The following is a 14,097-nucleotide window of genomic DNA, read 5'->3' on the forward strand; positions in this document are numbered from 1 at the left end:
ATCACCCAGCTGGGTACGTCTCGCGTCACGCTGCCTAAATTCTTACAACAACTCATATTCCCAGCACTTGACTATGAGAGATGACCACGGTAATTTCTGCGTGGACACGCTTCACGTCAGGCAGCAGGCGCCCTCGGTAGTCCAGTGACTTCAGGCCCCGCGCGTGCGCCAGGTGTCGATGAACTGCGGCCTCACAAAACGAATCCTACCTGACGAGTTGTCGGTCGCATCGCGTTCTGCTGGACGTCGCTGCCAAGCCCACCACCGCGAGGGAATCTATGGCTTCAGACGACCGATTTGCTCCGCCGGACTTCCGGCTGCTTTTCGAAGGCTCCCCGCACCCTTATATGGTGCTCCTCCCCGACTCCCTTTTTACCATCGCCGCTGTCAACGACCGCTATCTCGAGGTGACCGGTACCCGGCGCGCTGCCATGGTTGGCCGCGGCCTGTTCCAGGTATTTCCGGATAACCCCGACGATCCCTCGGCCAATGGAGTCAGCGACCTGCGCAGCTCACTGGAGCGGGTGCTGCGCGACGGCGTGCAGGACACCATGGGGATCCAGAGGTACGATGTCCCTTGCGCCGAGGCCGAGGGGGGCTTCCGGGTGAAATACTGGAGCCCGGTCAACACGCCGATCCCCGGTCCGGACGGGACCACCGCCTATGTCCTGCACTACGCCGAGGACGTGACCGAGTTCATTCTGTCCCAGCAGCAAAAGTCCGGCGAGGCTCACCGACAACCGGGACAACCCGTGGTCGCCGAGGCCCCCACCGCCCGGATCGAGGCCGATATCCTGCTGCGCGCCAGCGAGGTCAAGGAGTCCAATCGGCGGCTCAAACTGGCGCTGGAGGAACTGGAACAGAAAAAGGCCGAACTCACTCGTTTGAACCAGAAACTCTACGAACTCGACCACAACAAAACCGTCTTCTTCGGCAACGTAAGCCACGAACTGCGCACCCCGCTCACCCTCACCCTGGGCCCCCTGGAAGAGACCCTTTCCCGCTGCCAAGACCGGCTCCCCCCGTCCGATTACCAGAACCTGACCATCGCCCACCGTAACGCCCTGCGGCTTCTCAAGCTGGTCAACACGCTGCTTGATTTTTCCCGCATCGAGGCCGGGCGCTTCGAGGCGACCTACCGCCCCTGCGATCTGGCCACCCTGACCCTTGAGCTGACCGGCGTCTTCCGTTCCGCCATCGAAAAGGGAGGACTCGAGCTGATCGTGGACTGTCAACCGCTCCCCGAGCCGGTCTATGTAGACCTGGGGATGTGGGAAAAGATCGTCTTGAACCTCTTGTCCAATGCCTTCAAGTTCACCCTGAAAGGGCAGATCTCGGTAACGCTCGTTTCTCGGGGCGCTGGTGCCGAGCTCACCGTCGCCGATACCGGGTGCGGCATTCCTCAAAAAGAGCTCGGCAATATCTTCAAACGCTTTCACCGCGTCGAGCAGACTAGTGGGCGTGCCCACGAGGGTACCGGCATCGGACTCGCGCTCGTCGACGAACTGGTGCGCCTGCAGGGCGGCGACATATCGGTTCAGAGCGAGGTCGGCCAGGGAACCAGCTTCACCGTCTCGCTTCCCTTTGGCACCCAGCACCTCCCCGCTGACCGCCTCGGGGCCGCGGCTGCCGGTCTCTCCAGTTCCCAGAGCGCCGATCCCTTTCTGGAAGAGGCTCTGCGCTGGTTACCGGAGCCAGAACAGGGGCTTGCGGAAGTCACCTCGGCACCCGCTGCCGGCCCCAAGCCGCACCTGCTGCTGGCCGACGACAACGCCGACATGCGCGATTATATTCGCAGGCTCTTGGGCACCTGGTGCGAGATACGCGCAGTGGCCGACGGCGAGGCCGCCTGGGAGGCGATCTGCCAGCAGCGCCCCGACCTCCTGCTGACCGACGTGATGATGCCCCGCCTGGACGGCTTCGGGCTCCTGGCCCGGCTACGCAGCGACCCGGCCACCAGCTTCATACCGGTCATCATGCTCTCGGCCCGTGCCGGCGAGGAATCCTGTGCCGAGGGGATAGAGGCTGGTGCGGACGACTACCTGGTCAAGCCATTCAGCGCCCGCGAGTTGGTCGCCCGGGTACGCACCAATCTTGAGATGGCCCGTTTGCGCGAGGTGTCGGCACGTGCGGCCGAGCACCTTCAGGCCAAGGAGCAGGCCAACGCCCGACTGGAGCAGTTGGTAGCCGAGCGGACCGACGAGTTGGAGGAACACCGGGCTGAACTGGAAATGCAGAACGAGGAGTTGCTCCAGACCTACTACGACCTGGAGTTGGAGACAGCCCAGCGGATTCAGGCTGTGGAACTGCTGCGGGAAAAGGAGAGGCTTTTATTGCAGCAAAGCAGGATGGCAGCCATGGGGGACATGCTTTTCAACATCGCCCACCAGTGGCGCCAGCCCCTCAACGTCCTGGGCCTGAACGTCCAGCAACTCGGCCTGCTCTACGAGGTCGGCGACCTGAACGAGGAGACGCTCCACCAGACCATCAAAAGGTGCCTGGAAATCCTCGGGCACCTCTCCCAAACGATTACCGACTTCACCTGTTTCTCCAAACCGGACAAGGACAAGAGCGTCTTCACCGTTGCCGATGCCGTCGCCAAGACGTTGTCCCTGGTCCGGGACAGCTTCGAAGAGCAGCGCATCGCCTTAACGGTCGAGATTTCCGGCGAGCCCACGATCCACGGCTACCCCAACGAGTTCTCCCAGGTGCTCTTGAACATCCTGATGAACGCCCTGGATGCCCTGCTGGATCGTGGCATCCGGGACGGCCGGGTACGTCTGCAGGCATCAAGCGCAGGCGGCAAAACCGTGTTGACCATCTCCGATAACGCCGGGTGGATCGAGCCCGAGATCCTGCCCAGGGTTTTCGATCCCTTTTTTACCACCAAGGCACAGGGCAAAGGGACCGGTATCGGCCTGTTCCTGGCCAAATCGGTCGTCGAGAAGAGCATGGGCGGCTGGCTTAGCGTGCGCAACACAGCAGAGGGTGCCGAATTTACCATCGAGGTGAGCAATGGAAACGAGTAACCGTGAATCAGGCTCCTTGAGCCTTCTCCTGGTAGAAGACGACGCCGAGGCGTGCACCCTGGTGGCAAGGGCGCTCTCCATGAAGTTCAGGCAGATCAGGCTCCTTACCGCAGAAAACGGCGCCCTTGGGCTCGAGCTGTACCAGGAGCATCGTCCCGACATCGTGCTGACCGACATCAAGATGCCCGTGATGGACGGCATCACTATGGCCGGCAAGATTCGGGAGTTGCACGACCATGCGGTAATCTGCGTGCTGTCGGCCTATTGCGACGCGCAGGAGTACCGTAAGCAGGCCGAGGGGCTCGACGTCTGCCATTTCCTGCCGAAACCTGTCGATTACTCAACCCTCTTCGCAGCCATCGATGACTGCATTGCAACGGTTGCCAAAAGGTGGTCCTAGCCGGCCCGGGCTAGCTTTTGATCACCTCCCGTTTCCGCTCCCACCCCTCCTCCTTTTGCAGGACCACGTTCCTGACGTCTCCCCGTCCCGGCTGATCGATCATTTCCCAAAGAAGACCTTCGTTTCCAGTTGCGCAGCACCTTTGGCCGCCTAAAATTAGTATCGGCCAATCCGGAGGCGCCTTTTGGTCAGCGGTCTGTCCCTTACCAGGGATGGTACCTCGAAGCTACCGGTGGCAACTCATCACGTGGAGGTCGCTATGGATCAGGAAGATAAAGAGGTCTGCGTCCTTAAGGAGTTGGAGATCTGCATGGAAGAACTTATGCGGGCACACCTACGCCACGAGAAGGAAGGCAACGAAGAGCGCTCCAGGATGGCCCTGGCCCAGATTTTTCTCTGCAACGAGATTCTCCAGCTCTACCAGCAAAACACGGACTGGGAGGACTTCACCGAACGCCTCGAAGACTATGCCTACACCGAAATGGACCGCTACCAGACAGCCCGCAGCAACGGCCAGAGGGGTTCAGCCCGGGTGATGCTGGCCCGGGTACGTTGCACCCGGCGACTTTTGACCCGGCTCAACAACCCTTCCCGGCAGGAAATCCACGCCAAAATGGGGTTCTTTCCATCCCGGTCTCTCTGCGAGACGGTGCTGAGCCAGGCGGATCTTCCCGACAAGTTCAAGGAAGCACATCAAAAGACGCAGCTTTACGAACATGTCGAAAAATTCCAGCAGGGTGAGGATATTCGCAGCATCAACCGTGAGCAAAAGCGCCTGGAGTACGAAGCGAGGCGGCTGCAACAGGAGGTTACCGAGAAGTCCCGCAACCTCCCTCCGGGAAACCAGGCCTACGAGCGCTTCGTCGAGGCTCAAGGCCACCTTTTCCCGGCCATCGAGCAGAACATCGCCGAACCGAAGTTGTGGCACAAATTTCGGGAATTTCTCTGTGAACTCATCGAGCGGAGCGAACTGCGCTACCGTGTGGCTCGAGAGCTCGACGACTACGAGGAGGCACTACAGGAGCTTGGTCGGATGCGCAGCGCGGGGTGGCTCTTGAGGCGGATCCGCGAACCTCTCCACCGGCGGGAGATCAACCGGCAGATAGGCCTGGCGCTGACAATTCATTGAGAAGCGTGGGAATCACTCGCTGACGCGATATGACACAAGGAAGGCCCTAAACCACGGGGATCTTTGGCTCTCCGGTGGCAACTTCCGAAAATCAAAGGCCCCAGGTGTTGCACCAGGGGCCTTTGTATTTTGCCAATGCCGTCGGGTACCAGTTCAGCGACGAAGCCGCGAACCAGGCCAGGGCCAGGCTCCAGTCTCGTCGACCAAAGCACATTCGGGCAGCTGACTAGAACTTTATCTGCACCCTTTTCTTCCCTCCCCCCTCGTCCTTGCACCAGAGCAGGGTCTTCTTGGCGCGCTGGCACCAGGCCTTCACGTCGTCTTCGAAGGTGGAGCAATCGGCCACCACCTCCAGGATGTCGCCGGGTTTCATCTTGCTGCTCATAACGGTGACCTTGAGCGTGGGTTGTGGGCATTTCATCCCGACACAGTCGAGTACTTGGGTTGCCATGGGCATCCTCCTTGTTCGGTCTTAGCCGATCGGTGGTAGTTGGCGCAGTCGCGCCGCAAATTCGCAGGTGATCCGGGAGAACTTCTCCCCCTCGGCTGCGGAGACGTAATCGAAGCAGAAGCGCACCGGATCGACGCCAAGCTGTACGACCAGCCGCTCCAGCAGCTCGGCACGGCACAGGGCCCGGAAGTTCCCCTCCTTGTAGTGGCAGTCGCCGGGATGGCAGGCCAGCACCATGACACCGTCGGCTCCCTGGCGCAGGGTCTCCAGCACCAGGGTCGGCTCGACCCGGCCGGAGCACATGACCCGCACCACCGAGAGCTCCGGCGGCACGGGGAGCGCGCTCCCTCCCGCTTTGTCGGCCCCGGCGTAGGAGCACCAGTTGCACAAAAACGCCACGATCTTCAGCTCGGCAGGTTCCCGGCAGCAGGAATCCCGCTGGACGGCGCATTCGCTCATGACAACACCCCCTTTATTTCGGCCCGCAGCATGTCACGGGTGAAGCCCAGACCGTCGATCGCCGCGCTGGGACAGCCGGCCACGCAGGTGCCGCAGCCCCGGCAGAGCAGGTCGTTCACGCGAGCCATGCGCGCCGCATCGTCCCACTCGATGGCGCGGTACGGGCAGAGTTTCAGACAGGTGCGGCAGCCGGCGCACGCCTCGGGCCGCACCGTGGCGACCTCGGGCTCGATGACCAGGTCGCGCCCGGGTACCAGTGCCGACAGGGCGAGACCGGCTGCAGCGGTGCCGGTGGCGAAGGCCTCGCGGACGTCACCTGGTCCCCGGCAGCTGCCGGCCAGGTAGACCCCGCGCAGCGGCGCTGCGCAGGATTCCGCAAGGGTGTGCAACTGCCCCAGGAAACCCGCACCGTCCCTGGGAAGCTCCAGTAGCTCCGCCACCTGCGCGGTCCCCGCGCCCGGAAGCACCGGGTTCAGGAAGACCACCATGTCGGCCGGCACCTCCGTCCCCTCCCCTGTCTTCAAGACCCGCCCCGCGGGACCCTCCTCCAGGCTCAGCGCGTCGAAGCGGCCGTAACGCACCACGGCGGCGTGATCGTTGTGGAGCTGGCGACCGGCCTCCAGTCCGGGGACCGACTGTTCCTTGATCAGGCGGGTCACCGTAAGCCCCTCGACCTTGGCGGCCGCCAGGTGGGCGAGCTTCAGAGCCTCGCGGCAGCAGACCCCGCTGCAGTACGGGGTGTGGCCTGCATCCAGCGAACCCGCGCACTGCACCAGGACCAGGGACACCGGGGCGCTGCCGTCCGCCTTGACCAGGTCCCCTCCGGTGGCCCCGTTAGTGGCGATGAGCCGCTCGAAGCTGTAGGCGCTCATAAGATCGCGCCCGGCAAACCCCGCGGGGAGCGTCGGGCGCTCCTCGGCACCGGTCGCGAGCACGATGGCCCCCACCTCGAGCTCCAGCTCGCGCTCCTGCGCCTCGAAATCGAGCGCACCTTCGACCGGGCATTCGGCGCTGCAGATCTCGCACGGCTCGCCCCGGAACTTGCGGCAGCTCGCGGTGTCCAGATGGGGCAGGTTGGGGAGCGCACCGGCAAAGGGGACCCCGATGGCGGCCAACTCTCCGGCCCGGTTCCAGCCGTTTTGCCGTCGCTCCGGACAGACCTCCTGGCAGATCATGCAGCCGATGCAGGCCTCGACATCGACGAAGCGTGGCTTTTGGCGCACCGAGAGGATCCAGTTGCCAAAGCTCCCCTTCACCGCGGTCACCTCGGAGAGGGTGAGCAGCGTCACCTGTTCGCTCTCCGGCCCGTGCAAAAGCTCGCCCATCACCGGCTCGAGCAGGCAGGGACCGCACTCGAGGTTCGGGAAGAGTTCGTCATAGCGCACCGGCAGCCCGCCGATCATCGGTTCCTTCTCGATGAGCACCACCTCGCGGCCGGCGCGGGCCAGGGTGAGCGCCGCCTGCATGCCGGCCGGTCCCGCTCCCACCACGGCGACCCTGGTGTGCACCGGAATGCTGCGCGCCGCCAGGGGACGGTGCCGGTTCACGCGCTCCAGGGCCCCCCGGATCAGGCGGGTCGCCTTCAGGGTCGCGGCTGCCGCGTCCTCGGTGACCCAGGCCCCCTGCTCGCGCACGTTCACCAGCTGCAAAAACCATGGGTTGATGCCGGCCCGCGACAGCAGTCCCCGGAAGGTGGCCTGGTGCTCGCGCGGCGAGCAGGCCGCCACCACCACGCGTTCCGCCTTAACTTCCTGAAGCCACCGGCATAGCCCGTCGAGCTCGTCGGAGCCGCAGGCCAGCTGGTCCTGGCGGAACAGGGGCCGACTGGGGTGGTCTGCCAAAAGGGTCTCAACCCGCGTCCAGTCGATCTTTTCGGAGATGATGCCGCTGCAGGCGCAGAGGATCACCGCGGTTCTCGGGTATCGCATCGTCATGCTCCCTCCAGAGTCCCCAGGGTCAGCCCCGGGTCAAGACAGTTCTCCACCAGTGCGCAGGCAGCCGGCAGCGCCGCGGCAACCTCGGGCGTCAGCTCTTCCCCGAAGCTCGCCACGTCGGCCGCCACCACCCCGAGCACCCGGATGGCGTCGTCCCCGGGAAGCTCCAGCCCCAGGGCTCTCCCCAGGGCGAGCGCTTCGGCCAGGGTGCAGTCGTGACTGCATGCCGCGTTGTGCGTCGCCTCCGCGATCCCGGAGAAGACCAGCTCGCCGGGGCGCCTGGCCCGGTCGATGAGCGCGTCCACGATCACCGCCTGCCGCTCGCCGGTCAGTTCCTCGAGGAGCAAAAGCCCTCCGGCGTGGGACTCGACGAGGCGCGCCCCGGTCCTGCCGCGCCGGGCCAGCTCGCGCACCACCCGCGGCCCCACCGCGTCGTCTTTCAAAAACGGCGATCCCAGTCCGATGACCACCATGTCAGTCCCTCACCAAATGGTCCAGCACCGCACCGTCGTCCAGTCGGCGCACCAGCAGCTCGAGCGGCGCCTTGCCGAGGGCATGGGTGGAGCAGGAGCAGCACGGGTCGTAGAGCCTAAAGGCCATCTCAACCCGGTTCAGGATCCCCTCGCTTACCTTCCCGCCGTGGATCAGTCCGCGGGCTGCCTTCATGATGGAAAGCGACATCGCGGCGTTGTTGTTGGTGGTCCCCACGATCATGTTCACCTTGGTAAGCAGGCCGCGCTCGTCGATATGGTAGTGGTGGGTGAGCGTGCCGCGCGGAGCCTCCACCGACCCGACCCCCGAGCCGGCCCGCGGCTCGACCGCCTGGCGTACCGCGGTGTCCAGGATGTCGGGGTGATCGAGGAGCTCCACCATCCGCTCCGAGGCGTACAGGAGCTCGATGAGGCGGGCCCAGTGCGTGGCCAGACGCTGGTGCACCGGCCGGTTGCGTCCGGCGGTACCGGCGCCCCGGGCGCCGAAGGCGTCGTAAAACCGCTCGAACTCGGCCTGTGCCAATGGGGTCGCGATGCGGTCGCAGGCGTTCAAGCGCGACAGCGGCGAGGAAAGGTAGACTCCCGAATCCTGGCCGTCGCGGAAGCCCTGCCACCCCGGGCGTTTCAGGTAGGGGAACTTGAGGTAGCTCCAGGGCTCGACCCGCTCCTCGAGGTGCTCCAGGTAATCCCCGGGTTGGTAGCGCACCAGCTCGGCACCCGTTGTGTCGACCACCCGGATTTCGCCGTCGTAGAGCTCGAGGGCGTTGCCCGGTCCGACGGTGCCCATGCTGTGGGTGGTGTGCAGGTAGAGGTCTCCCAGCACCAGGTCGCGGTAGGCGGGGTCGTTCATGACGAGCGTGTCGAAGAGCCCCAACGAAAGCTTCGCGAAGGCGACGTTGGCCCGGGCCCAGGTGCGGTAATCGGCCAGGCGCTCCGGGGGAACCGGCATGGCCCACCCTCCCGGCAGTCCGCCGCACAGGTGCACCCCTCTCCCCCCCAGCTCCTTGATGAGTTCGTGGTTGCGCTTGCGCGCGCCGATCACCTGGGCGCCCACATCGGTCCCGAACTTCCTGAGCACGCCGAGGATGTTGCGCTCGGCGGCCGGGGCGTCCGGGCCGATCAGGAAGTCGGGTCCCCCCAGGCAGTAGAAGTGGGTGGTGTGGTCCGCCACGAAGAAGGCGTGGTAGACCAGCTCGCGGATGCGCCGTGCCGCGGGGAGGCAGCTGACCCCGTAGGCGGCCTCGACTGCCTTGACCGCCGCCATGTGGTGCGCCTCGGGGCAGACCCCGCAGATGCGGTTGGTTATGTTGGGCATCTCCTCGGCCTGGCGGCCGACGCAGAAGGACTCGAAGCCGCGCAACTCGGGCACCTGGAAATAGGCGTTGGCTACCTCGCCGGCCTCGTCGAGGAAGATCTCGATCTTGCCGTGCCCTTCCAGGCGGGTGATGGGGTCGATACTGATCCTGGTCACTTGACCACCTCCTGGTCTCTTTCCCCGATCAGGCAATCCGACAGGGTGTAGCGGTAGAAGGTCCCGAGCGGGTCGGCAACCGCGGCTACCGTGGCCCGGCTGCGGGCCACCAGTTGGGCCTCTCCGGCGCCGTGGTCCACCGGAGCTGCGACCGCTCCCGAGAGGGCCGCAATTCCCGCGCCTCCCGCGTCGCCGTCCGGGTCCAGGGGACCGTAGCATCCCGAGCAGGGCATCTGTACTGCCGGGCAGAGCGCCCCGCATCCCCCCTTGGTCGCCATGCCGAGGCAGGGCACCCCCTGCTCGACCAGGCACCAGCCAGGTTCGGGGAGCGCCTCCGAGCTACGCACCAGGGCGGGGGCTGCCTGGTCGCGCTTTTCCCTCGTGCACTCGTCGCAGACCGCCCGGGTGGCCGAGCAACCCAGGACGGTGCCAGGGTCAGGCAGTGCCTCGCCCGAAGCCACCAGCCTCAAGACGGCCAGGATCCGTTCCGGTTCCGGCGGGCAGCCGGGCATCAGGTACTCCACCGGAACCGCGTCTTTCAGGGAAGGGATGCGGTCCAGGAATTCCGGGAGGGTAAGCTCCCCCTCAGGCACCTGGGAGAGGACCCGGGGGAACAGCCGGTCCGGGTTAACGGTACCGGGAGCTTCGAGGTACACGCGGGAAAGCAGCTCATCCCGGCTGCGCTGGTTGGCCAGTGCCGGTACCCCTCCGCTCACCGCGCAGGAGCCGAAGGCAACAAGGAGCTGGGACTTTTTGCGCAGCAGTCGCGCCATCTCCAGGTTCTCCTCGGTACGCAGGGAGCCGTTGAACAGCGTGAGCCGGATGGAGCCGTCCGGCATGGCCTCCAGGTCCTTTTTCTTGGTATCGAGGAAGCAGGGGCAGAAGACGAAGTCGAAATCGCGGTCCAGCTCGAGAATCGCTTCGTGCATGTTGGCCAGACTGATCTCACAGCCGCCACAGGCAGCGGCCCAGTACATGGCCAGTTTGGGTTTGTCGGTTGCCATGGTGGTGTCCCTCACTGGTGGAAGCGGGCCGCGAACTCGCGCAGCTCCTGGGCGGTGCGCAGCAACTCTTGCGCGGCGTCGGTTGTTTCGGTCGCTCCCCGCACCGTCTGCTGCACCATCTCGGTAATTCGGTGGATGCTGCCGTTGATCTCGCAGGTGGTGGCGCTCTGTTCTCCGGCCATGGTAGCGATCTGGTCCACCTGCCCTCCCAGCTCGCTTACCTTCATGAGTACCTCTTCGAGCGCCTTGCCAGACTGCAGCGAGAGCTCGGATCCGTGCTCGATCTCTTGAACCCCCTTTTCCATGACCGTCATCGCCTGGCGGGTACCGTTCTGGATCGCGGCGATCATGCCGCCGATCTCCCTGGTGGCCTGGGTGGTGCGGTCCGCCAGGGCGCGTACCTCGTCAGCGACCACCGCGAAGCCTCGCCCCTGGTCACCCGCCCGAGCCGCTTCGATTGCGGCGTTGAGCGCCAGCAGGTTCGTCTGGTCGGCGATATCCTCGATGGTCCCGAGGATGGCACCGATCTGTTCCGAGTTGTTCCCGAGCTGGTCCAGGGTGGCCGCGGCCCCCCGCACGCTCTCCCCGACCTGGTCCATCCCCGCGAGGCTCTGCAGCACCAGCTCGGTCCCTTCACAGGCGGTGAGGTTGGCATCTTCCGAGTTCGCCGCGGCTTGCTGGCAGTTCTCGGCTATGCTCTGCGAGGTGGCGGACATTTCCTCGCTGGCCGTCGCCACCGTGGCCACTTGCAAGGCGCAGCTCTCCGCGCATCCCGCGATCCGGATGGCCGTGGAGTGTAGTTGTTCTGCGGCTGCCGAAACAGCGTGGGCCGAGCCGCCTACCCTTTCCAGGAGCGTTCCCAGCGTTTGTGCCATCCTTCCCAGGCTCCGGGTAAGTGCGGCTAGTTCCCCCCCTGACCCCTCCGGGCTCGAGGGCAGTTCTAGACCGGCAAATTCGCCGTTGGCGAGTCCGTCGGCAAACTCCTGGATCAGCCGCAGGGGCTTATTGATCCAGATGTCCAGGAGCGAAGCCTGCACGCCCAGGATTACCAGCACCCCGAGAACGCTGGCACCCCAGAGCAATTTGCTCAACAGGGGGTAACCCTGGCAGATAATCGCCAGCGAAAATCCGACCGTCAACAACATGAGGAATACTGCCTGCACCAGAAGGATTCTTCCTCCTAAGGAAATGGTCCGAGAATGTGCCATGCAACCCTCCGAAAATGCATACTGTATACAATTATCCTTGGAGCGCTAAACGCCCTAGGAGTGCGATTTATAACGGAAACCTTGGCAGTCCTACACGCGGGGGGGGCCAAATTCCAGTGTAATGTCGCTACTTTGGAGAATCATCGTCCCGGAAAGGAGAAACTTTAGCAGGAATTTTTCATGGAACCCTGCGGAGTGCCACGGGAGGAATGTTGCGTAGAATTAAGCGCCAGGTGCAGAGAAGGTGGAGGGGAAAGAGCACCCATTTTATGGCGAGGGGATTACTTTTTCCGGAGCCGGCCAGGCTCTTGGTCCGCGCCAGCTAACACGGACTGGGAAAACTTAACCGAACGTCTCGAACTATGTTTATGCGGAATTGGACCGTTACCAGGAAGCCAGTAGCAACGGCGGAAAGGGGACAGCGCCTGGCAATGAGTCCTTCCCAGGGCCGTTGGGGCGAAATAATAGTCCGAACTGAGGGTGAGAGGGGGGAAACAAAAAGGCCCGCCGGCAACAGCCGGTGGGCCTTTTCTGATCCAACTTGGGCGCGCTTATTTGCCAGACGGCTTGTAGGTCTGGGCGAGGTAATCGACCAGGGATTTCTTTTCTTCCGGGTTCAGCTTGGCGCCGCGCTTCATCATGTTGGTAACGATGGCGTCCCACTGGGCCGGGGTACGCTTCAGGACTTTCACCTTGGAGGAAGGGTGGCAGACGGCGCACTTCGCCTCCAGGAGGGTGGGGCCGTTGCTGAACATGCCGGCAGAGGCGGTGGCTGCGCTGAGGGTTACGGCAAGAATGGTGACGGTGGTTTTAATCATGGTTGTTCCTCTTGGATGATGCGAGTAGTCGTAAGGTTGCACAAAGCGAATCCCCCCTGCCCCCCCTTTTCCAAAAGGGGGAACCTGAGCTCATCTGCAGCGGTTATCTGAATTTATGTTCGTTTTCCCGACGTCTACGTGCTCCGTGTCTGTGTGCGAATAGCAAAAGGCCCCTGTGCTTGCGCCAGGGGCCTTTCCTTGTCTCTATGCGCTCAGCTAAAGGCTTAGAACTGAACTGCCTTCTGTGCCAGTTCGAGGATGGTGCCCGGGACCACACCCATGACCAGGGTGGCGACCACGGTCACCAGCAGGCAGAGGGCGATCGGGGCGGTGACACCGGCCCACTCGAAGTCCTCCTGGGCGTCTTTCATGTACATGAAGACCATGACGCGCAGGTAGTAGTACACGGAGGCGGCAGAGTTCAGGACGCCGATGATGGCGAGCCCGGTGTAGCCACTCTTGATTGCTGCGGAGAAGAGGTAGAACTTCCCGATGAATCCCGCGGTCGGCGGCATGCCGGCCAGGGAGAACAGGAAGACGCTGAAGAGGACCGCAAGGACCGGCTTCTTGTAGCCCAGGCCGGCGAAGTCCTGCACGGTGCCGTTCTTCTCACCCTTCTTGCCGACCAGGACGATCACGGCGAAGGCGCCGATGTTCATGAAGGCGTAGGAAAGCATGTAGAAGAGGATGCCGGCGATGCCTTCGCGGTTGAGAGCGGTGAAACCTACCAGGGCGTAACCCGCATGGGCGATGGAGGAGTACGCCAGCATGCGCTTGATGTTGTCCTGGGAGAGGGCGATGATGTTGCCCACGGTCATGGTCAGCACCGCGAGGATCCAGAGGAGCTCGGTCAGGTTGTGACCCAGCATCGGGAAGGCGAAGATCATAACCCTGAGGAAGGCGGCGAAGCCTGCCGCTTTCGGACCGGCCGACATGAAGGCGGTCATCGGGGTCGGGGCGCCTTCGTAGACGTCCGGGGTCCACATGTGGAAGGGAGCCGCCGCGATCTTGAAGGAGAAACCGACAGCGATCAGGAGCATGCCGACCACGAAGATCGGGTTGGCGGCGATGGCGGGGGTCGCCATCACGTGGTTCTGGATCCCGGCCAGCTTGGTGGTGCCGGTGGCGCCGTAGGTGAGCGCCATGCCGTAGAGCAGGAAGCCGGTCGAGAAGGCGCCGAGCAGGAAGTACTTGAGACCCGCCTCGTTGCTCTTGATGTTTTCCCGGTTCCAGCCGGCCAGCACGTAGAGGCTGACCGAGAGGACCTCGAGGCCGAGGAAGATGACCATCAGGTCGGTGCCCGAGGCCATGAGCATCATCCCCACGGTGGAGAAGAGGATCAGGGGGTAGAGTTCACCCTGGTTGCAGTCCTCCTGGACCATGTAGCGGTCCGAGATCAGGATGGCGAGGCCAGCCGAGATCAGGAAGATCACCTTGAAGAAGATAGCGAAGTTGTCCTGCATCACCGCGCCGCCGAAACCCATCTGCGGAGCGCCCCAGCCACTGACCACGCTGGCGGCGGTCACGGCGAGACCGACGATGCTCAGCCACCCAAGGTAACCCTTGTCCTTGCCGGGGACAAATACGTTTACCAGCAGGAGCACCATGGCGACCACCGAGAGTATGCACTCGGGCATGATCGACGCTATGTTTACGGCCGGCATTGCAATTGTTTCCATCTATAATCCTCCGATCAGGCTAGT

12 protein-coding genes are annotated in these 14,097 nt (G+C 63.7%); 3 read left to right on the forward strand and 9 right to left on the reverse strand.

Annotated elements, in window-relative coordinates:
- Window positions 1–278 precede the first annotated feature (278 nt).
- The 3 genes from H7688_RS04825 to H7688_RS04835 all read left to right on the forward strand — a co-directional run bounded on the left by H7688_RS04825 (window position 279) and on the right by H7688_RS04835 (window position 4,558).
- On the forward strand, window positions 279–3,029 hold the full coding sequence (locus H7688_RS04825) for an ATP-binding protein (RefSeq protein WP_183359933.1): 2,751 nt from the start codon (window positions 279–281) through the stop codon (window positions 3,027–3,029).
- The gene (locus H7688_RS04830; protein ID WP_183359934.1) at window positions 3,016–3,429 is read left to right on the forward strand and encodes a response regulator transcription factor; all 414 of its coding nucleotides are present in this window, start codon (window positions 3,016–3,018) and stop codon (window positions 3,427–3,429) included. Before H7688_RS04825 ends, H7688_RS04830 begins: the two co-directional genes overlap by 14 nt.
- A gap of 259 nt (window positions 3,430–3,688) precedes the next feature.
- On the forward strand, window positions 3,689–4,558 hold the full coding sequence (locus H7688_RS04835) for a hypothetical protein (protein ID WP_183359935.1): 870 nt from the start codon (window positions 3,689–3,691) through the stop codon (window positions 4,556–4,558).
- A gap of 226 nt (window positions 4,559–4,784) precedes the next feature.
- Here H7688_RS04835 and H7688_RS04840 read toward each other — a convergent pair whose 3' ends face one another.
- From H7688_RS04840 to H7688_RS04880, 9 genes are all read right to left on the reverse strand, one after another.
- On the reverse strand, window positions 4,785–5,009 hold the full coding sequence (locus H7688_RS04840) for a sulfurtransferase TusA family protein (protein ID WP_183359936.1): 225 nt from the start codon (window positions 5,007–5,009) through the stop codon (window positions 4,785–4,787).
- 21 nt (window positions 5,010–5,030) lie between these two features.
- Complete coding sequence (locus H7688_RS04845) at window positions 5,031–5,468, reverse strand: hydrogenase iron-sulfur subunit (RefSeq protein ID WP_183359937.1); 438 nt, start codon at window positions 5,466–5,468, stop codon at window positions 5,031–5,033.
- Window positions 5,465–7,402 (reverse strand): 4Fe-4S dicluster domain-containing protein, encoded by a 1,938-nt coding sequence (locus H7688_RS04850; RefSeq protein WP_183359938.1) that lies wholly within the window; start codon window positions 7,400–7,402, stop codon window positions 5,465–5,467. Before H7688_RS04850 ends, H7688_RS04845 begins: the two co-directional genes overlap by 4 nt.
- Complete coding sequence (locus H7688_RS04855) at window positions 7,399–7,875, reverse strand: hydrogenase maturation protease (RefSeq protein WP_183359939.1); 477 nt, start codon at window positions 7,873–7,875, stop codon at window positions 7,399–7,401. Before H7688_RS04855 ends, H7688_RS04850 begins: the two co-directional genes overlap by 4 nt.
- A 1-nt stretch (window position 7,876) precedes the next feature.
- Window positions 7,877–9,364 (reverse strand): Ni/Fe hydrogenase subunit alpha, encoded by a 1,488-nt coding sequence (locus tag H7688_RS04860; protein ID WP_183359940.1) that lies wholly within the window; start codon window positions 9,362–9,364, stop codon window positions 7,877–7,879.
- The gene (locus tag H7688_RS04865; protein WP_183359941.1) at window positions 9,361–10,368 is read right to left on the reverse strand and encodes an NADH-quinone oxidoreductase subunit B family protein; all 1,008 of its coding nucleotides are present in this window, start codon (window positions 10,366–10,368) and stop codon (window positions 9,361–9,363) included. Before H7688_RS04865 ends, H7688_RS04860 begins: the two co-directional genes overlap by 4 nt.
- Before the next feature lie 11 nt (window positions 10,369–10,379).
- A complete protein-coding gene (locus H7688_RS04870) occupies window positions 10,380–11,576 on the reverse strand; it encodes a methyl-accepting chemotaxis protein (protein ID WP_183359942.1) in 1,197 nt (398 codons plus the stop codon).
- Window positions 11,577–12,127: 551 nt separating this feature from the next.
- Entirely contained in the window at window positions 12,128–12,394 is a 267-nt protein-coding gene (locus H7688_RS04875) for a hypothetical protein (RefSeq protein WP_183359943.1), read from the reverse strand.
- Between the two features lie 224 nt (window positions 12,395–12,618).
- Window positions 12,619–14,073 (reverse strand): NADH-quinone oxidoreductase subunit N, encoded by a 1,455-nt coding sequence (locus H7688_RS04880; RefSeq protein WP_183359944.1) that lies wholly within the window; start codon window positions 14,071–14,073, stop codon window positions 12,619–12,621.
- Window positions 14,074–14,097 lie beyond the last annotated feature (24 nt).

This window comes from Geomonas limicola (assembly GCF_014193675.1).
Taxonomy (GTDB): domain Bacteria; phylum Desulfobacterota; class Desulfuromonadia; order Geobacterales; family Geobacteraceae; genus Geomonas; species Geomonas limicola.